The 20,098-nt window shown below is 36.2% G+C and carries 21 protein-coding genes; 11 read left to right on the top strand and 10 right to left on the bottom strand.

Features of this window, described 5'->3' with window-relative positions:
• The first annotated feature begins 320 nt into the window (after positions 1 to 320).
• Entirely contained in the window at positions 321 to 716 is a 396-nt protein-coding gene (locus J3U09_RS10235; RefSeq protein ID WP_267358140.1) for a GFA family protein, read from the top strand.
• A gap of 56 nt (positions 717 to 772) precedes the next feature.
• Here J3U09_RS10235 and J3U09_RS10230 read toward each other — a convergent pair whose 3' ends face one another.
• The 6 genes from J3U09_RS10230 to nlpD all read right to left on the bottom strand — a co-directional run bounded on the left by J3U09_RS10230 (position 773) and on the right by nlpD (position 5,745).
• The gene (locus J3U09_RS10230; RefSeq protein WP_267358139.1) at positions 773 to 1,213 is read right to left on the bottom strand and encodes a pyridoxamine 5'-phosphate oxidase family protein; all 441 of its coding nucleotides are present in this window, start codon (positions 1,211 to 1,213) and stop codon (positions 773 to 775) included.
• 4 nt (positions 1,214 to 1,217) lie between these two features.
• Complete coding sequence (locus tag J3U09_RS10225; RefSeq protein ID WP_220225950.1) at positions 1,218 to 1,805, bottom strand: UbiX family flavin prenyltransferase; 588 nt, start codon at positions 1,803 to 1,805, stop codon at positions 1,218 to 1,220.
• A gap of 129 nt (positions 1,806 to 1,934) precedes the next feature.
• Complete coding sequence (locus J3U09_RS10220; protein WP_267358138.1) at positions 1,935 to 3,143, bottom strand: aldose 1-epimerase family protein; 1,209 nt, start codon at positions 3,141 to 3,143, stop codon at positions 1,935 to 1,937.
• A 59-nt stretch (positions 3,144 to 3,202) separates the two neighbouring features.
• A complete protein-coding gene (locus J3U09_RS10215; RefSeq protein ID WP_065562633.1) occupies positions 3,203 to 3,778 on the bottom strand; it encodes a thymidine kinase in 576 nt (191 codons plus the stop codon).
• 88 nt (positions 3,779 to 3,866) lie between these two features.
• A complete protein-coding gene (gpmA, locus tag J3U09_RS10210) occupies positions 3,867 to 4,619 on the bottom strand; it encodes a 2,3-diphosphoglycerate-dependent phosphoglycerate mutase (RefSeq protein ID WP_065562634.1) in 753 nt (250 codons plus the stop codon).
• Between the two features lie 112 nt (positions 4,620 to 4,731).
• Positions 4,732 to 5,745, bottom strand: a complete 1,014-nt coding sequence (gene nlpD, locus J3U09_RS10205) for a murein hydrolase activator NlpD (RefSeq protein ID WP_256122072.1) — start codon at positions 5,743 to 5,745, stop codon at positions 4,732 to 4,734.
• 371 nt (positions 5,746 to 6,116) lie between these two features.
• Here nlpD and rsmI point away from each other — a divergent pair, with 371 nt between their 5' ends.
• The 3 genes from rsmI to moeA all read left to right on the top strand — a co-directional run bounded on the left by rsmI (position 6,117) and on the right by moeA (position 9,539).
• Positions 6,117 to 6,944, top strand: a complete 828-nt coding sequence (rsmI, locus tag J3U09_RS10200; protein WP_065562636.1) for a 16S rRNA (cytidine(1402)-2'-O)-methyltransferase — start codon at positions 6,117 to 6,119, stop codon at positions 6,942 to 6,944.
• 158 nt (positions 6,945 to 7,102) lie between these two features.
• Positions 7,103 to 8,194, top strand: a complete 1,092-nt coding sequence (ychF, locus tag J3U09_RS10195; RefSeq protein ID WP_220225946.1) for a redox-regulated ATPase YchF — start codon at positions 7,103 to 7,105, stop codon at positions 8,192 to 8,194.
• Between the two features lie 118 nt (positions 8,195 to 8,312).
• A complete protein-coding gene (gene moeA / locus J3U09_RS10190; protein ID WP_267358137.1) occupies positions 8,313 to 9,539 on the top strand; it encodes a molybdopterin molybdotransferase MoeA in 1,227 nt (408 codons plus the stop codon).
• Here the strand turns inward: moeA and J3U09_RS10185 are convergent.
• Genes J3U09_RS10185 through folB form a run of 4 tightly spaced genes read right to left on the bottom strand, consistent with a single transcriptional unit; the run spans position 9,531 to position 11,598 of the window.
• Positions 9,531 to 9,959, bottom strand: a complete 429-nt coding sequence (locus tag J3U09_RS10185; protein ID WP_065562639.1) for an EamA family transporter — start codon at positions 9,957 to 9,959, stop codon at positions 9,531 to 9,533. The two genes, moeA and J3U09_RS10185, sit on opposite strands and share 9 nt — an antisense overlap.
• Before the next feature lies 1 nt (position 9,960).
• The gene (locus J3U09_RS10180; protein WP_141673930.1) at positions 9,961 to 10,170 is read right to left on the bottom strand and encodes a hypothetical protein; all 210 of its coding nucleotides are present in this window, start codon (positions 10,168 to 10,170) and stop codon (positions 9,961 to 9,963) included.
• Positions 10,171 to 10,209: 39 nt separating this feature from the next.
• Positions 10,210 to 11,217, bottom strand: coding sequence for an MBL fold metallo-hydrolase (locus J3U09_RS10175; RefSeq protein WP_065562641.1), 1,008 nt, complete (start codon positions 11,215 to 11,217; stop codon positions 10,210 to 10,212).
• Positions 11,218 to 11,229: 12 nt separating this feature from the next.
• Positions 11,230 to 11,598 carry a dihydroneopterin aldolase gene (gene folB, locus J3U09_RS10170; protein WP_065562642.1) on the bottom strand — a complete coding sequence of 123 codons (369 nt, stop codon included), beginning with the start codon at positions 11,596 to 11,598 and terminating at the stop codon, positions 11,230 to 11,232.
• 98 nt (positions 11,599 to 11,696) lie between these two features.
• Between folB and rsmE the strand changes: the two genes are divergently transcribed.
• From rsmE to nifJ, 7 genes are all read left to right on the top strand, one after another.
• Positions 11,697 to 12,422 carry a 16S rRNA (uracil(1498)-N(3))-methyltransferase gene (gene rsmE, locus J3U09_RS10165; RefSeq protein ID WP_267358135.1) on the top strand — a complete coding sequence of 242 codons (726 nt, stop codon included), beginning with the start codon at positions 11,697 to 11,699 and terminating at the stop codon, positions 12,420 to 12,422.
• 198 nt (positions 12,423 to 12,620) lie between these two features.
• Positions 12,621 to 13,577, top strand: coding sequence for a glutathione synthase (gene gshB / locus J3U09_RS10160; RefSeq protein ID WP_267358133.1), 957 nt, complete (start codon positions 12,621 to 12,623; stop codon positions 13,575 to 13,577).
• 4 nt (positions 13,578 to 13,581) lie between these two features.
• Positions 13,582 to 14,034, top strand: coding sequence for a GNAT family N-acetyltransferase (locus J3U09_RS10155; protein WP_065562645.1), 453 nt, complete (start codon positions 13,582 to 13,584; stop codon positions 14,032 to 14,034).
• A gap of 20 nt (positions 14,035 to 14,054) precedes the next feature.
• Complete coding sequence (locus tag J3U09_RS10150) at positions 14,055 to 14,612, top strand: YqgE/AlgH family protein (RefSeq protein WP_065562646.1); 558 nt, start codon at positions 14,055 to 14,057, stop codon at positions 14,610 to 14,612.
• A 3-nt stretch (positions 14,613 to 14,615) separates the two neighbouring features.
• On the top strand, positions 14,616 to 15,035 hold the full coding sequence (ruvX, locus tag J3U09_RS10145; RefSeq protein WP_065562647.1) for a Holliday junction resolvase RuvX: 420 nt from the start codon (positions 14,616 to 14,618) through the stop codon (positions 15,033 to 15,035).
• 90 nt (positions 15,036 to 15,125) lie between these two features.
• Positions 15,126 to 16,163, top strand: coding sequence for a phosphoribosylformylglycinamidine cyclo-ligase (gene purM / locus J3U09_RS10140; protein ID WP_267330717.1), 1,038 nt, complete (start codon positions 15,126 to 15,128; stop codon positions 16,161 to 16,163).
• Positions 16,164 to 16,473: 310 nt separating this feature from the next.
• On the top strand, positions 16,474 to 20,010 hold the full coding sequence (gene nifJ, locus J3U09_RS10135) for a pyruvate:ferredoxin (flavodoxin) oxidoreductase (protein WP_267358131.1): 3,537 nt from the start codon (positions 16,474 to 16,476) through the stop codon (positions 20,008 to 20,010).
• Positions 20,011 to 20,098: the final 88 nt, after the last annotated feature.

Here is a 20,098-nt window from a genome sequence, read left to right as displayed (position 1 = left end):
CTTATATAAAAAGGTATTCGATTATAGGCACTAATTATTGGTGCCTTTTTCTCCTCAAAAACCCCGCTCCTCAACTTTTTTTCTATTTTTTAAATTATTTCCAACTTATTTCTGATTTTAATGTATTTGAAGGGAATAAATCGGATAAATAAAAAAGTAAATTTAGTTTATTTGATTATTTGCACTAATTATTGGTGCTTTTTTTCCTCAAAAACCCCGCTCCTCAACTTTTTTTATCTATTTTTTAAATTACTTGTAACTTATTTTTATCTGTCTTTATAATGTGTTAACAAATGATAAATAAAAAAGGTAAATAAATTATGATGACAGGAAGTTGTTTATGTGGCGAGGTTGTCTATCAACTAAATAATGAGATTAAAACAATTGTGTATTGTCATTGCTCGCGTTGTCGCAAACAAACAGGTTCAGCTTTTAATGCTGCAACAGCCATTAACAAGGAAGATTTAACTTTTATTAAGGGCGAAGAAAAGATAAAAATTTTTTCATGCTCAGGCGTTAATCGCCATTTTTGTGGTCAATGTGGTTCACACCTTTTTTCTAGTCGTGATAATGGTAGTTATCGATTACGTATTGGCCTAATTAATGAACCAATTAATGCGGAAAAGCGTATTCATATTTATACCGGTTCAAAAGCGAATTGGGATATTATTTGTGATGGTTATCCTGAATTCGAAGAAGGAATCCCCCCAAAATAATTCGATGTTAATATCATTCGCTGGATGATGTTTATTTTCAAACGCTAAGTCTGCTTTTAAAGGTCTTCATTACGTTGCCAATGGGTTTTATGCGCAAAACCCATTAGGTTATTTGTCATCTTGATTTGTTGCAATTGAATAGACCAAATCGGTGCTTTCATCACTCTGGCAAAAGGAAAGGCATGATAATAAAGTTTATAAGCATGACTTGCTTGATTTTCTGCAAGCAATTGAGCATTGCCTGTAAATTGTATCCCTTGTATTTTAGCAACCGATTTTGGACTAATGCTAATCGTGCCAGCAACATTAGGATTTTTTAGCATCGCTTGTGCGTGTTGGGTTTTCAATTCTGATAAGAAATATAAGCACCAATTAACTTCATCAAATACATAAAATGCGTTGCATGACCATGGTTGGTTTTCTGCTAATATTAGGCTCAAACTTAACACATGTTGCTGTTTAATAAATTGCACGATTTTATGGTCAGATGATTTCATTATTTTATTCAGATTTTTGATTAAGACTCATATCCTCACCCCAGCGCGGTAAACTAGGTACATCAATATCAAACAGATCAAGCGCTCTGGCAACACTATGAGTGATAATATCATCGACACTTTCAATATGTTGATATAACGCAGGAACAGGTGGAAAAATAATTCCCCCCATTAATGTCACCGCTTCCATATTTTTAATGTGTCCTAGATGTAATGGGGCTTCTCGTGTCATTAACACTAAGCGACGACGCTCTTTTAAAACGACATCAGCAGCGCGTGTTAATAAATTATCAGATAGACCATGAGCTATTGCTGCCAGTGTTCGCATCGAGCAAGGTGCAACTAACATGCCCATTGTTTTATATGACCCACTAGCAATTGCAGCGCCAATATTGTCAACCGAATAGACCATATCGGCTAAAGATTCTAATTGTGCTAACTGGGATTTAGAATGTTCGTAATTCCCGGTTATTTTGGCCGCTTTTGATATGACAAGATGGGTTTGAATGTCCATTGGTTTTAGGAGTTCTAAAGCTTTTATACCATAAGCAAAGCCTGTTGCGCCACTTATACCAACTATCATTCTTCTCATATTGATTCCTACAGTTAAATTTCTGAATTTATTTTAACTTAGATTAGTGCGTTAAGGTATGGGAATTTGTTTAATCGCGGAGTGAAAGTCACCGCTAACCTTTTTGTTAGCGGTGGAATTTGATATAACTTATTCTTTAGCCATTGGTTGTTCAACTACTTTTGTAGTTTGTTTACCTTGGATGGTTTTAATTTTGTCACCATAAGTTTTTACAGCTTCTTTATTTGATAATAAGCTATATGTTAGCTTAAAGTCAGCGCTTTTACCTGGTTCTAATTGAGGAACACGTTTTTGTTCACGTTCAATAGTAACTGGATAAGCAAAGCTTGTGCCTGGCTCAATACCGGTCACGTAACCTTGTTTAAGCGTATCGGTGTTTTTCCATAATGTAAGCACTGGTAACTGTTTAGTATTAAATGAAATACCAACCCCTTTATCACCTGCTTTGTTAGCCAACATCACTTGAGTTTGATTTTTTGAATCCGCATAAGGGAAGATGTTATAAACCATTTCGTCAAAGTTTTTTGTTGGTCCTAAATAGGTTTGCCAATTTTTAAGGCCGGTAGCCGCATAATCATTGAATGGTGAAACTTCTTTAACAGGTGCAACAAATTTTGCCCCTTCTTCAAGGATTGGTGTACCAAAATTGCTGTGATAGATAATTTGATAATCACGCGGGTAATCACCTTGGTTAGTCACAGTATCGTGAACAGTAAACTCTTTAGTTCCTGGTACATGAGAAATTCTAACCCAAGTTTCTAAATTGCTTTTTTTGAAAGCTTTTTCTTTGATAAGACCACTAACGGTAATGGTGTATGGTGCTTCGTCTTCAATATCAACAAACAGTTTTGAAACAGGTGTATTTTGCGCACGTCCATGAAGGGTATACATCATTCCATCAGCTTGTACTGCATGACCTGTCCATTCAAAACCACAACGAACCATCATTTCATTAAAACCATCTAACCAACCATTACCACCACGGCTTTCTAAGTTGATATTATTTGGATGAACGATTTCTTCAACCGGGGAATCCCAACCTAAACGGACTCCATCACCTTCAACTGAAAGGATACCTAGACCACGAGTTGGGCTTAATTTAATAGTCAATCCATCACTTTTAATAGTTAAAACTTCAACATCATTTTGAAGCCCACCTCTAAGAACTGTATTTCTTAAATAAAAATTCGGTGCACCTTTTGCATGCTGATCACTTGATACTACCCAGCCACCTTTTCTAATTTGAATGTCGGTGTCAGTAATAATATAATGTGTAGCATTGGCAAAATAGGAGATTGCTCCAAGCGCTAGAGCTAACGTAAGATTTCTAATTTTCATGAGATTAATTCCTTATAATTATAATTAAAATATATATCCATCATAAGCAAGGATATGCGTTAATTGGGTCTTACCTTCCCTGCTTTCCAGTGTTTTCGACAAACTGAATGGTATTCACTATCACCAAGATGAATTGAATTACCAAATTTAACGATTTGTCCGTTTTCACCTTCTAACAGAATCATTGTCGCTTTTTTACCGCACCAGCATACGGTTTTAAGTTCTCTATAATTATCAGCAATTTCTAATAATGTTTTCGAACCTTCAAACAAATGTCCCATATAATCGGTCTTTAATCCAAAAAACATCATTGGAACGCCAAACTCATCGCATACGTCTGACAACTTCCATATGGTATTGGACGATAAAAATTGACTTTCATCAATCAAAATACACGCATAGTTATTTTGTTTGATCTGTTCAATAATACCATCAACAGTATTATCATCAAGTTGTAATGCTTTTTTACGTAATCCAAGTCGAGATACAATCTCAACTGCGGAGTCGCGAGTATCGACCGATGATTTAAGTAATAATGTCTGCATATTATTACTTAAATAGTTATGATCTATTTGTAGTAATTCAGTGGATTTTCCGGCATTCATTACGCCATAAATATAGTAAATTTTAGACAAAATTTGCGTCTCAAAAAGTTAAATAGTAATTATCAGTAACACTAAAAGTAAAAGGTAAGTCTCTCGACTTACCTTTTTGATGAATAAATTATTTGGCTTTACCTTGGTTTGCTACCGCTGCTTGTTTAGCTGCGATTTCATCAGCATTACCTAAGTAGTAATGTTTAACAACTTTCATATTGTCATCAAATTCATAAACTAATGGTACGCCAGTTGGAATGTTAACATCGATAATGTCATCATCACTGATATTGTCTAAATGCTTAACTAGAGCACGAAGAGAGTTACCGTGAGCTGCAATAATAACACGTTCACCTTTTGCAACACGTGGTGCAATAGTTGATTCCCAATAAGGAAGTACACGTTTAATTGTTAATGCTAGGCTTTCAGTTAATGGTAATTCTGATTCTGGTAATTTGCTGTATCGTGAATCGTGACCAGGGAAGCGCTCATCTGATTTTTCAAGTGCAGGAGGAGTGATAGCAAAACCACGACGCCATAATTTAACTTGATCATCACCATATTTAGCAGCAGTTTCTGCTTTATTTAAACCTTGTAACGCACCATAATGACGTTCGTTTAATTTCCAGTTCTTTTCAACCGGTAACCATGCTTGATCAACTTCATCAAGGATGTGCCATAATGTATGAATAGCACGTTTTAAAACTGAAGTATATGCATAGTCAAATGTAAAGCCTTCTTGTTTTAGTAATTTACCTGCTTCAGCAGCTTCTTTGTTACCTTTGTCAGATAAATCAACATCAGTCCAACCACAAAAACGGTTTTCTTGATTCCAAACGCTTTCTCCGTGACGAATAAGAACTAATTTTTTTACTGCCATGAATATAACTCCTTAGTTACGTAAAATAAAATGGTTAAATGAATTGGACTTTCGTTAAAAATGCACGTTTGATTAAGTGCATTTTTAACGTTTTAATCGTTTTAAACACTTATTATTTAGATAAGTATTTTAATGGATCGACTGATTGCGCTTTATAACGAATTTCAAAGTGTAGTCGTACTGATGAAGTTCCCGTTGCGCCCATTGTCGCAATTTGTTCACCTGCTCGAACATTTTGTTGTTCTTTAACCAAAATAGTTTGGTTATGCGCATACGCCGTTAAATAGTCATCATTGTGTTTTACAATGATTAAGTTACCATAACCTGGTAATGCATTACCAGAATAAACCACTCGACCATCCGCTGCTGCAACGACTTTAGCGCCTAATGAACCAGCAATATCTATACCTTTAGTGGCATTAGAAAATTTTTCAATGATCTTACCTTGTGCCGGCCATTGCCATGTAATATTGGCAACATTCGATGTTGAGCTAGATGGCGATGTGGTTGAAGCCGGTTCAGTTACAGTTTCAGTAGTTTCAACTGTATTGGTTGGTTTATTAGTACCAGATGTAGTAGTTGTTGTAGTAGTTACTGTTGTTACAACTGGTTTTGTTGAACTAGTCTGAGCAGGAGTATTCGTTGATGTGGTTTTTTTAGTTTCAACGATCGTTGTGCCACCGCTAACATCAAGCACTTGACCTACACTAACAGCAAAAGGTTCTTTGATATTATTTTTAGCAGCTAATGCTCGATAATCATTACCGGTTACCCAAGCAATATAAAACAGTGTATCGCCTCGTTTGACGGTGTAAGTATCACCTTGATAGCCACCTTTTGGAATATCATTATAATCACGATTATAGACAATACGTTCATTAGATGTCACAACACCTTGACTAGTTGAACCGCTAGTCGAATTACGAGATGCTGGCGCCGATGGTGTATAAGTTGATGTAGATGATGGCGCTCGATTACCTTTTGAAATAATTTCAGGCGGTTTTGTGTAAACCGAGGAGGTAGAAGATCTCGAAGAATCAGATATATCTTCGATATCAGCTGGATTTGTCTGCGTACAAGCAGAAATCATCAAACTTAAACAACTTAATGTGAGAATTTTTTTCACAATAATACCTTTCATTTATATATATAGTTTTAATACGAACATTTTATCGTTTTTATAACAAAAAGCTATTATATTAATTACCAGCAAGCTAAATCAATAAAATCACAGCTAAAATAGCATTTTTATTGCTTAAAAACTGTAAATTCGGCAAATTTTACAGTTTATGTTGCTTATTGTAAGTTATTTAGGCGATTTTTAGATGAAATCTGTCACCAAATTGAGTATAAAATGATTGCTAAAATTTGGTTTAATAAATGCCCTATTATCCGTCTATGTTTTATTGATTAAGCCTTTTTTCGGCACTAGGAGTATGTACATTAAATTTGGTATAGTATATTTAAGACTTAAAAATTTACAGTGATCCCAAAATAATGACTTTATATATTGTAGCAACACCTATTGGTAATTTAGATGATATTACCCTTCGCGCGATTAATACACTTAAGCAAGTTGACTTAATTGCGGCTGAAGATACCCGTCATAGTGGACTGCTTTTGCAACATTTGGGGATTAAAGCCAAATTGTTCGCCTTACATGATCATAATGAGCAAGAAAAATCACAACTATTAATTGAAAAACTTAAATCAGGATTATCAATAGCGTTAATATCTGATGCAGGCACACCATTAATTAATGACCCCGGTTATCATTTAGTGAAAGCTTGCCGTGAAAATAATATTAATGTAGTACCCATCCCTGGTGCATGTGCGGCCATTGCAGCACTCTCAGTGGCTGGATTACCTTCGGATAGATTTAGTTATGAGGGATTTTTACCGGCTAAAACAAAAGCACGACAAGATTATCTTACTACATTAATTGATGAACCACGAACTATGATTTTTTACGAATCAACGCATCGACTTTTAGATACCTTGCATGATATGCAAACCATTTGGGGAAGCGATAGACAGATTGTATTAGCTAAAGAACTGACCAAAACATGGGAAACCATCGTCCATTTTTCCATAAAAGATCTGATTGAATGGTTAGAAGAAGATAGTAACCGACAAAAAGGCGAATTCGTTTTAATTGCCGAAGGTGTGAGTAAAACGGATGATGTGATTGATGCAAAAGCAATTAATACACTAAAACTGTTATTAAATGAGCTACCTTTAAAAAAAGCCGCTGCGATTACTGCTGAAATTTATGGAGTGAAAAAAAATCAATTATATCAGCTCGGATTAACCTTTCAAAATTAGCTAACAATCATACTGTTAATAAAACTATTTTGAGATTAAGCATAGTATCGTTTTAAGTGTTGATTTCGATCTTCTTATATCATCAACATTAGCACAATTAGTGCAATTTAGTATATAATCATTGTTTAAGATTTTTATAACACAAGGTAATAAACAATATGGGATTTAAATGTGGAATTGTCGGTCTACCAAATGTGGGTAAATCAACGCTTTTTAATGCACTAACTAAAGCTGGGATTGAAGCGGCTAACTTTCCGTTTTGTACCATCGAACCTAATACAGGCGTAGTGCCAATGCCCGATCCGCGTTTAGATCAATTAGCGGAAATTGTTAAGCCGCAACGAACATTACCAACGACCATGGAATTTGTTGATATCGCAGGTTTAGTAAAAGGTGCATCTAAAGGTGAAGGACTTGGTAACCAATTCTTAGCTAATATTCGTGAAACCGAAGCAATTGGCCATGTTGTTCGTTGTTTTGAAAACGAAAACATTGTTCATGTTGCAGGTAAAATCGATCCAGCTGAAGATATCGAAATTATTAACACAGAACTTGCGTTAGCCGATCTTGAAGCCTGTGAACGCGCTATTACCCGTTTACAAAAACGAGCCAAAGGTGGTGATAAAGACGCTAAATATGAACTTGAGATTCTTGAAAAGTGCCTTCCTCACCTTGAACAAGGTAAAAAATTATTACTTTTAGATTTAAGTAAAGAAGAACTAGATGCGATTAAATATCTTAGTTTCTTAACGTTAAAACCCACTATGTACATTGCGAATGTCAATGAAGATGGTTTTGAAAACAATCCGTTTTTAGATAAAGTGAAAGCCATCGCAGAACAAGAAAAAGCAGTCGTAGTACCAGTTTGTGCTGCTATTGAGGCAGAACTTGCTGAGCTTGATGATGCTGATCGTGATGAATTTATGCAAGATCTTGGTTTAACCGAACCGGGTCTAAATAGAGTTATCCGCGCGGGTTATAGTTTACTTAACTTACAAACTTATTTTACTGCTGGCGTTAAGGAAGTTCGTGCTTGGACTATCTCGGTTGGTGATACTGCACCTCAAGCAGCAGGGAAAATTCATACCGATTTTGAAAAAGGTTTTATCCGTGCACAAACCATTGCCTTTGAAGATTTTATCAAATATGGTGGTGAACAAGGTGCTAAAGAAGCAGGAAAAATGCGTTCAGAAGGAAAAGATTATGTCGTGCAAGATGGCGATATTATGAATTTCTTATTTAATGTATAATCAAGTTTTAATGGGTGCAGTTTAATACCGCACCCTATTTATTTCAATTTTGTAAAATTAATAACTCGCCAATATCACTCTTCCCTGAATGGATAATCAATTATAAGGAGCTTCATTTATGTTATTAACCTTTGAGCAAGCTAAAAAAAATATACTTGAAGCATCATCATTATACAATCAACTTTCAAGTGAAAAAGTTGCATTATTTGACGCCTTAGATTGTGTTACTGCCGAACAGGTTATTTCTCCAATTAATGTACCAAGTTTTAACAATTCGGCTATGGATGGTTATGCGGTAAGGTTAGCTGATATCAATCAATCGAAATTATTACCTTTAGCTGATACTATTTTTGCTGGAGATGATATCTCTAATCTGAATTGGCCTTCAGGGAGTTGCTTACGCATTATGACTGGCGCGCCTGTTCCTGAACAAGCTGATGCTGTGGTGATGCAAGAAGAGACAGAGCAAACAGAGTCAGGTATTAATTTTTTAGGTGATATTAAATTAGGTAGCAATATTCGTTGTATCGGCGAAGATGTTAAACAAGATTCGGTGGTGGTGACTAAAGGTACACGTTTAACCATTCCAACACTATCAAGTTTAGCCACGCTTGGTATAACTGAATTAGTCGTCTATAAAAAAATAAAAGTCGCTATCTTTTCAACCGGAAATGAATTAACCGATATTGGTGATCCGCTAACAAACAAAAGTGCAATTTATGATAGTAATAGATTTACGCTAAAATTATTATTATCTAAATTAAATTGCCAAATTATCGATTTAGGTATTATTGCCGATGATCCGAACCGAATTAAGCAATCACTTGAAACAGCGTCTAAACTTGCTGATTTAGTGATTACCAGCGGTGGCGTTTCTGTTGGTGATGCAGATTATACAAAAACAGCTTTAGAAGCACTGGGTAAAATTAATTTCTGGAAAATTGCTATAAAACCCGGTAAGCCGTTTGCGTTTGGAAAGATAGGTGATGCGCTGTTTTGTGGATTACCCGGCAATCCTGTTTCGACATTGGTCACTTTCTATCAGTTAGTTCAGCCTTTAATTTTAGCACTGTCAGGAGAGCATTTAACCTCTAACAATCTGTCATTTAAAGTGAAAGCAGCAACGAATCTTAAAAAAAGTGTTGGCCGATTAGATTTTCAACGCGGTGTGTTGCAAGTTAATTCTGAAGGTGAGTTAGAAGTTGCTTCAACGGGTCAACAAGGCTCACATCTAACTCAGTCGTTTAATCATGCCAACTGCTTTATCATCCTTGAGCAAGAAAGAGGCAATGTTGCTAAAGGTGAATATGTGACAGTTGAGCTGTTTAATAATTTATTAAAATAGCGCAACTAAAACAGCACCTGCAGCAATCATGGCAACACCAATAGCTGAAAGAAATGAAATTTTTTCGCCAAAGATAATAACAGCAAAAATTACGGCAAAAACAACGCTAAGTTTATCAATCGGGGCAACTTGCGAGACTTTACCTTCTTTAATTGCCATGAAGTAGAATAACCAAGATAATGCCCCAGCGACTCCACTCAATGCGATAATAAGTAATGCTTTCTTATCGTTAAAGAACGTGTTAATTAGATTTAGCTTTCCTTGCACGGCAACCACGCCAACTAAAAAAATCGCCATAACAATAGCCCGTATTGCTGTTGCAGTATTGGCATCAAGGTGTTGTAAACCAATTTTACCTAAAATTGCAACACAGGCAGCGGTAATTGCCGATAGCAAAGCATAAACAAGCCAAGCGCTCATATTAATACCTATCTATTTGGAATAAGTACTGTTGATTGTTTGAATTTTTTTGGCATTGTTCTGATTTATTCATCACCCCTCGGCAATCTTCAAGCACACCGTGAGCTTTTGACCAATGGTACTGTTTGCCTTCATCATTTTTACCACCACAAGCTGTTAAACTTAAACTTAGTGTAAGGCAAGTTAGTGCGATAATTACTGGTTTCATCATATCCCCTCGCAAATATTTAGTTATCCTATAATTTATTCATTATTCTAATGCATTATTAAACTGATTGATAGCAAAGCTATCACCTATTTTTATTACGTGAAAAGCACGACCTTTCTTCAAAGAATTTAATAAAAACGGTGGTTCATCTAACGATTCATCAGCTAATTCAAAAGCTCCCCAATGAATGGCGATCGCTGATTGGCAATTTAATTCATCATACAGTTGCAATGCTTGTTGAGGGTCGATGTGCTGTGATTGCATAAACCAACGCGGTGCATATGCGCCGATGGGGATTAAGGCTAGATCGATTTGCTTAAACCTTTCGCCAATTTTCTTTAAACTGGTTGAATAGCCGGTATCCCCCATAAAGTAGATATTTTTTGATAACGGCGAGTCATCATTCTGCATTATCCAACCACACCATAATGATTTGTTGACATCAAAAGCACCACGATTACTCCAATGCTTTGCTGGTGTCGCAGTAAACGTTATTCCACCAATATTAGAAGATTGCCACCAGTCCAACTCAATAACTTGCTTCGCTCCCCATTTTAATAGTTTGGTTTTGAGCCCTAGGGGAACTAAAATAGTCATTTGTGGAAAACGTTTTACCAGTTGCCTTATACTATTAAAATCAAGATGGTCATAATGGCTATGCGATATCAAAACTACATCAATCGTTGGTAATTTATCGATAGTAATAGCGGGTTTAGTTCGTCGTTTGGGGCCAATAAATTGGAACGGCGAGACTCGGTTGGAAAAAACCGGATCGGTTAATATCCATTTATTATTAAGTCTTATTAACGTAGTTGAATGCCCTATCCACCAGACTCTATCACCTTCTAAATTTAAATCAATTGAGCTACACCAAGTTTGGTTAAATACTTGATATCCCGCTTTGGGTGGTAAGACTTTACGTTTAAGGCGCCAACGTAGCGCGTCAGTCAATTTAATTGAAAAAGGCTCACTATTTTTAAAAGCTCTATGATGTAAATTATCACTTCGCTCATTAAGGGCTTTATCTAGCGTTTCGTTTTTTTTATTCATTAATTTGTTGAGTTAATTAATACTACGTTCAATAATCACAGCAACATTGCCTGCATTAGCAATCGCATCTGGTTTTGAAACTTTGATTTTTAACCATTGAACTGAAAATTGTTCAATAACTAACTGTGCAACACGTTCAGCTACCGTTTCAATAAGCTCAAATTTATTTGCTTCAATAAATGATGTTATTGATTGTGAAACAACGAAATAGTCTAAACAAAATTCTACATTATCACTTTTTCCTGCTGGCTTATTATCCCAAGCCATTTCTAAATCAAGGACTAGCTTCTGTTTGATGTTTTTTTCCCAATCATAAACACCAATTGTGGTATAAACTGTTAGAGATTCAATTAATACTCTATCTTTAATCGTTAATGTCATATTCAATTCCAAGCATTGATATTGTTTAAAATAGAGATTACCGAATCTTATTAAATTACGCTATAATTTATTTCAAATAATAGTGAATAAAAGATGATATGACTCGAATTTTTCAACCCTACACCATCACCCAAAATAGCTTAATTACCTTGGACGATAATGCTTTTAATCACCTGATCCGTGTATTAAGAATGAAGCCTGGCGAATCAGTGACGTTGTTTGACGGCTCTAACCAAATTACGCCAGCAGTGATCCATGAAGTAAACAAAAAAAACGTTGTTGTAAAAACAGCAACGACTGTTTTTGATGATCGAGAATCACCTTTAAACATTCATTTAGGCCAAGTTATTTCTCGTGGTGATAAAATGGAGTTTACTATTCAAAAATCAGTTGAATTAGGCGTGAGTACCATTACCCCACTACTTTCTGAACGCTGTGGCGTAAAGCTTGATCAAGAAAGGCTTGAAAAGAAGGTTCAACAATGGCAAAAAATTGTTATTTCTGCCTGTGAACAATGTGGGCGTAACATCATCCCTACCGTAAACTCGGTAATGAAATTAGAAAATTGGTGTGCAAGTTTAACTGATAGCTTAAAACTCAGCTTACATCCAAAAGCAGAAAAAGGCATAAATCAACTGTCGTCTGAGGATAAAAACATTAGTTTATTAATTGGACCAGAAGGTGGGCTATCTAACGAAGAAATTCAGATGACGCATCAATATCAGTTTACAGATATTTTACTCGGTCCACGAGTTTTACGAACTGAAACAGCTGCACTAACAGCCATAACCGCCCTTCAAGTTCGTTTAGGTGATTTAGGTTAATCACCCAAAATGAATGAGTTAACAATTGATTGCTTTGCTTATTAATCGGTAACGAGTATGATAGTTCAAAACTTGATTTTTATTGCTAAAACCACGCTCGGCCTTGTTTTCTTATAAGCTATATTAAATAGGTAGAAAAGCGTGCAAGTCATCAACAGCAAATTCAATGCAATCAGATAAAATCAGTAAGGAGTCAACATGATTAAACTTGGTATTGTTATGGACCCCATCAGCCATATCAAATTAAAAAAAGATACCAGCTTTGCTATGCTGCTTGAAGCACAAAAGCGAGGTTATCAACTCTATTATATGGAGATGAATGATCTGTTTTTACGTAATGGTGAAGCAAGTGCAACCACTCGTATACTAACAGTTCATAACAATAGTGAACATTGGTTTGATTTTGGTGACGAACAAACAATAGCATTAAGTGAACTCGATGTGATACTAATGCGTAAAGATCCGCCTTTTGATACCGAATTTATCTATGCGACTTATATTTTAGAACGCGCTGAAGATAAAGGCGTATTAGTGGTTAATAAGCCACAAAGCTTACGTGATTGTAATGAAAAATTATTTACTGCTTGGTTTGCTGATTTTACGCCGGAAACTTTAGTTACTCGCCAAACATCACAAATTAAGGCTTTCCACCAACAATTTCATGACATTATTTTAAAACCACTTGATGGTATGGGCGGTTCGTCAATTTTTAGAATCAAACAAGATGATCCCAATGTGTCTGTGATAATTGAAACACTTACCGAGCATAATACTCGTTACTGTATGGCGCAAAATTTTATCCCAGCAATAAAAGATGGTGATAAACGTATTTTAGTTGTCGATGGTGTTCCGGTTCCTTATTGTTTGGCGCGGATACCTCAAAAAGGTGAAACACGTGGAAACTTAGCCGCTGGCGGACATGGTGAAGTAAGAGCTTTAAGTGAAAGTGATTGGAAAATTGCCAACAGTATTGGACCAACATTAAAACAAAAAGGACTTTTATTTGTCGGACTTGATGTAATTGGGGATAAATTAACTGAAATTAACGTCACTAGTCCAACTTGTGTACGAGAAATTGAAACTGCCCATCCAGATTTATCAATCACGGGGCTTTTAATGGACGCGATTGAATCAAGATTAAATAAGAAGAGTTAAAAAAATGATTAGAGAATACCAACCAAAAGATTTAGAAGCCATTATGAAGATATGGCTACAAGGTAATGAACAAGCTCACAACTTTATTGATCTTGAATTTTTTAAACAGAACTACGATATAGTTAAAATGTTGATTCCAATGTCAACTATCTATGTCCAAGATCTTAATGGCGTAGTAGGTTTTATAGGTTTAACTGAGAATTATATTTCTGGACTCTTTGTTGAAGAAGGTTTTCGTCATCAAGGAACTGGAGCTGCGCTAGTTGAAAAAGCAAAACAGCGTCACAATGAATTATTGGTACATGTGTATAAACAAAATAGTGATGCGATTAACTTTTACTTATCGCAGGATTTTGAAATTATTGGTGAATCAATTAATGAAGAAACCAATCATCCAGAAGTATTAATGCGTTGTAATGTAGAACATAAAGTCAAAATTGGTAAATGTGCATTATAATTTAACAACAATGTGAGCGTATGAATTTAAAAAATCATTTTATTATTGCAATGCCAACACTACATGATTCAGTATTTAGTCGTTCTGTGGTGTATATCTGTGAACATAATCGTGATGGTGCAATGGGTATTATTTTGAATAAGCCTATTATAGATCTCAATGTTGAAACCGTATTGTCCCGTCTTGAAATCACTGCCTCAAAAAGTTGTGCTGAACTTGAGCATCCAGTATTTTGTGGTGGACCACTTGCCGAGGAGCAAGGTTTTATTTTACACACGCCTCATAAGGGGTTTGCATCAAGTATACAGATTTCAGATGATGTGATGATAACCACATCACTTGACGCATTGAAATCGATTGGCTCTCCAGAACAACCAAAAGATATCTTTCTAGCACTGGGTTACTCAAGTTGGCAATCATTACAACTTGAAAGTGAAGTAGCCAAAAATGACTGGTTAGTTACCGAAGCTGATCCACAAATTATTTTTGAAGTGGCTATTGAGGATCGTTGGAAAAAAGCGGCTGAATCATTGGGCATTAATATCAGTACTATTTCTCACCAAATGGGTAATGCATAGACAATGGCAACTATTATTGCATTTGATTTTGGTACTGCAAGTATTGGTGCAGCTATTGGTCAGGACATCACCAAAACCGCTAACCCACTTTGTTCATTTAAAGCTCGTGATGGCATACCTAATTGGCAAGCGATTGAAAAAGTACTTAATGAATGGAAACCCGATTATTTAGTGGTTGGACTACCATTAAATATGGATGGCACAGAACAACCTTTAACCGCTAGAGCTCGCAAATTTGCTAACCGTTTGCATGGTATGTTTGGTTATCAAGTACATCTACAAGATGAACGATTATCCACAGTTGAGGCTAAATCACACATTTTTGCTTCACGTGGTTATCGGGCGCTTGAAAAAGGTCATGTTGATGCAACTTCTGCCATTATTATTTTAGAGAGTTGGTTTGAGAACAATGAATCTCTTTAATTAATAAGTTATTTTATCAATAATTAGTCGCCAATAAATTTCATCCTTGCTAAAATATCAAACAATTTTTCTACTGTAAGGACTGCTCCCGTGTCAAATAACAAATCTCTTAGCTATAAAGATGCCGGTGTCGATATCGATGCAGGCAATGAACTGGTAAATCGCATTAAATCTGTTGTAAAAGAGACCAAACGTCCTGAAGTTATGGGTGGACTAGGTGGTTTTGGTGCATTATGTGCAATTCCGCAAAAATATAAGCAACCTATTTTAGTATCAGGTACTGATGGTGTGGGCACAAAATTACGTCTGGCAATGGATTTAAACCGCCATGAATCAATTGGTATTGATTTAGTTGCAATGTGCGTTAATGATTTGATTGTTCAAGGTGCGGAGCCGTTATTCTTCTTAGATTACTATGCAACAGGTAAACTTAATGTTGATGTTGCAGCAACAGTCGTTACAGGTATCGCTGAAGGTTGTAAACAATCAGGCTGCGCTTTAGTTGGCGGTGAAACAGCTGAAATGCCAGGAATGTATCACGGTGATGATTATGACTTAGCCGGCTTTTGTGTTGGCGTAGTTGAAAAAGCAGAAATGATTGATGGGAGTAAAGTACAAGATGGTGATGCTTTAATTGCTCTTGCATCCAGTGGCGCCCACTCTAATGGCTACTCTTTAGTTCGAAAAATAATCGAAGTGAGTGGTGTAAATCCAGCTACTGAACAATTAGATGGAAAACCATTAGCTGATCATCTACTTGCTCCAACCAAAATTTATGTCAAATCTGTTCTCGATTTGATTTCCAAAATCGACGTTCATGCAATTGCCCATATTACTGGTGGTGGCTTTTGGGAAAACATCCCTCGTGTTTTACCGGATAACACTCAAGCGATTATTGATGAATTAAGCTGGCAATGGCCGTCAATCTTCAATTGGTTACAACAAGCAGGTAATGTCAGTCGCCATGAAATGTATCGTACTTTCAACTGTGGCGTTGGTTTAATCATCGCTTTACCAAAACAGTTAGCTGACCAAGCCATCAATTTGCTTAATGAGCATGGTGAAAAAGCCTGGCTACTAGGTGAAATAAAAACATCATCATCAACTGAGCGTGTAATTATTAAATAATACTATTCGTTTATATTATCCAACCATTTGGATAATATAAACTTTTTATCTAATCAATGCTATTGATACTACTCATTGATAAACCTTCAAAAAATCTTCAACTTAAATAACTTGTTAAGTTAGCTTAATCATCAACTTTTGCAATTCGATTTACCAATGATAATTCGCTTGGTCATGATTAAAAACAGATAGTCATAATAGAAAAATTTAACACAAAAATAACTAAAAGCTATCTTACTTTCTGGTACAATAGTCAAAAAAATATAATAACTAAGTAATGTCATAAAACGATAAAATACAAGGTTTTTTAATGATCATATCAGATGCTAATAGTGCGGTGTCATCTGTCGCATATCGTGCAAACGAAGTCATTGCTATTTATCCAATTACACCGAGTTCATCAATGGCTGAGCAAGCCAGCACATGGGCAGAATTTAATAAGCCCAACGTATTTGGTGATACCCCAAAAGTAGTTGAGATGCAATCCGAAGCTGGCGCAATCTCGACCGTGCATGGCGCATTAATGACTGGCGCACTAGCAACATCATTTACCTCATCACAAGGTTTACTATTAATGATTCCTTCGCTATACAAAATAGCGGGAGAATTAACACCATTTGTTTTACACGTTGCTGCTCGTACTGTTGCAACTCATGCATTATCTATTTTTGGTGACCATTCAGATGTCATGTCAATCAGGCAAACTGGTTTCGCCATGCTTTGTTCTAGCTCAGTGCAAGAAGCTCAAGATTTAGCGTTAATTTCACAAATAGCAACACTCAATAGTCATGTGCCATTTGTCCACTTTTTTGATGGATTTAGAACCTCACATGAGGTCAATAAAATTTACCCAATCAGTGATGAACAAATTCGTAACTTACTACCTAATCAAGCTATTGAAGCTTTTCGTGCTCGAGCATTAACGCCAGATAACCCGGTAATACGGGGAACATCAGCTAATCCTGATACCTACTTCCAATGTCGTGAAGCCGTTAATCCCTATTATGAAAATGCTTACGACCATGTTGTTGATGCGATGCAGGCATTTGAAAAAGAGACAGGGAGAAAATACAAACCTTTCGAATATTATGGCACAGATGATGCGCAACGTATTATTGTCATTATGGGGTCGGGGGTCAGTACCACCAAAGAAGTGGTTGATCATCTAATCAAAAATGATGAAAAAGTTGGCGTAGTCATCGTCAGATTATACCGCCCTTTTTCAGCAAAACATCTGCTTGATATTATTCCTCAAACCGTGAAAAAAATCGCGGTGATGGATCGCACCAAAGAACCAGGCGCTCAAGCAGAACCACTTTATTTAGATGTAATGACAGCATTTGCTGAAAGTTTTTCTCGCGGTGAACGTAGTTATTTACCACAAATTATTGGTGGTCGTTATGGTTTATCTTCGAAAGAGTTCGATCCTCGCTCGGTATTAGCTATTTTTAATGAATTAGCTATTGAGAAGCCAAAACCTCGATTTACTGTTGGTATTTACGATGACATAACTGGATTATCATTACCATTACCAGAACAATCTATACCACAAAAATCAGCACTTGAAGCATTATTTTATGGTTTGGGAAGTGATGGAACCGTATCTGCTACAAAAAATAATATTAAAATTATTGGTCATAACTCACCGTTTTATGTTCAAGGTTATTTTGTTTATGACTCGAAAAAGGCAGGTGGTTTAACAACCTCTCATCTTAGAGTCAACCTTGAGCCTATTGATTCACCTTATTTAATCACCAGTGCTCATTTTATTGGTTGTCATCAAGATCAGTTTATTGACAAGTATCAGATCGTTGAAAGATTGAAAGACGATGGAATCTTTTTGCTTAATACGCCTTATAGTAAGGATGAAGTCTGGCATAGATTACCCAAAGAAGTTCAAGTTCAATTAATTAAGAAAAGAGCACACTTTTATATTATCAACGCGGCTAAAATTGCTCGAGAATGTAACTTAGGGGCAAGAATAAACACCGTAATGCAAGCCGCTTTCTTCCATTTATCTGAAATATTTAAAAATGATTTCAGTATCACTCAACTGAAAGAAGTTATAGCCAAAAGTTATAGCAGTAAAGGGCAAGATATTGTTGAAAATAACTGGAAAGCGCTTGATTTAGCCATCGCATCACTTGAACAAATTCCATTAAGTTGTGTTGATGAAAGTAGCCCATTGCGCCCATCAGTCGTACCAAGCAATGCGCCTGATTTTGTTAAAATGGTTACTGGAACAATGTTAGCCGGCTTAGGTGATACTTTACCCGTTTCGGCGTTCCCGCCCGATGGAACATGGCCAGTTGGCACCACTAAATGGGAAAAACGCAACATTGCGGAAGAAATTCCAATTTGGAAACCCGAACTTTGTACCCAATGTAACCATTGTGTAGTAGCTTGTCCTCATGCGGCTATTCGAGCCAAAGTAGTTAGTGAAATAGTTAATGAACCAGAATCGTTAAGCTCACTAGAAGTGAAAGCGCGAGATATGAAAGGTCAACGCTACGTATTACAAGTTGCGCCTGAAGATTGTACTGGATGTAATTTGTGTGTTGAAGTTTGTCCTTCACGTGACCGCAATAACTTTGATATCAAAGCTATCAATATGCAGTCGCGCATTGATAATCTTGAAACACAGCGGACTAATTATGAGTACTTTACAGCACTACCAGATCGTGAAGTAAAAACCCTCGAACGTATAGATATACGCACATCGCAACTATTAACACCATTATTTGAATATTCTGGTGCATGTGCGGGTTGTGGTGAAACACCTTACATCAAATTATTAACGCAATTATATGGTGATCATCTCGCTATTGCTAATGCCACCGGTTGTTCATCAATTTATGGGGGTAACTTACCGTCAACACCATATACCACCGATCATAATGGTCGAGGACCAGCATGGGCAAATTCATTATTTGAAGATAATGCCGAATTCGCCCTTGGCTATCGAATTACCTATAACCAACATAAAAAACGAGCATTACGTTTGTTGGAACATGTTGCAGGCGAAATTTCACCAGAAATTGTAATCAATTTACAATCTCCGGATCTTTCAATTGATGAAAAACGTACGCAAGTCAATTTACTGCGTCAACAATTAGCTCATTTAACCTCATCGGAAGCTAAAGAGCTAATACAAGATGCTGACTACTTAATTGATAAATCAGTATGGGCAATTGGTGGTGATGGTTGGGCATATGATATTGGGTTTGGTGGATTAGACCATGTAATGAGTCTCACTGAAAACGTAAATATCTTAGTTCTTGATACTCAATGCTACTCAAATACTGGTGGTCAACAATCGAAGGCTACACCAATGGGTGCTGTATCAAAATTTGCTGATTTAGGTAAAAATAAAGCCCGTAAAGATCTAGGTGTGAGTGTGATGATGTATGGTCACGTTTATGTTGCTCAAGTTGCCTTAGGCTCACAACTAAATCAAACCCTAAAAGCATTACAAGAAGCTGAAGCCTATAACGGCCCTTCTCTCGTTATTGCTTATAGTCCTTGTGAAGAACATGGTTATGATTTATCTAAATCTCATGAACAAATGAAAGATTTAGTAAAATCAGGTTTTTGGCCACTATACCGTTATGATCCTCGTCGTATGCAAGAAGGAAAACCGGGTCTAGTGCTAGACTCAAAAGCACCAAACAGTGAATCATTATCTGATGTGTTACTCAAAGAACAGCGATTCCGTCGTTTAGAAACACTTGAGCCAGTGATTGCTAATACCTTGCATGAGCAATCTGCGAAAATGGTTAATTCCAAATTTAAATTCTTGCAGATGCTAGCAACCTATTCCGATATAGAAACGCCAGCTGACAGCTAAATCTAAAAACGGATTAATTGGTTAAATTAATCCGTTTAATCATTATTAATGAAGATCCAATTTTTGGGAATAAAAAAAACTCTCTAAA

Source organism: Gilliamella sp. B2889 (assembly GCF_026536885.1).
GTDB classification, from domain to species: domain Bacteria; phylum Pseudomonadota; class Gammaproteobacteria; order Enterobacterales; family Orbaceae; genus Gilliamella; species Gilliamella apicola_E.
The sequence above is the reverse complement of the archived record's forward strand: the minus strand, read 5'-3'. Positions and strand labels throughout refer to the sequence as shown.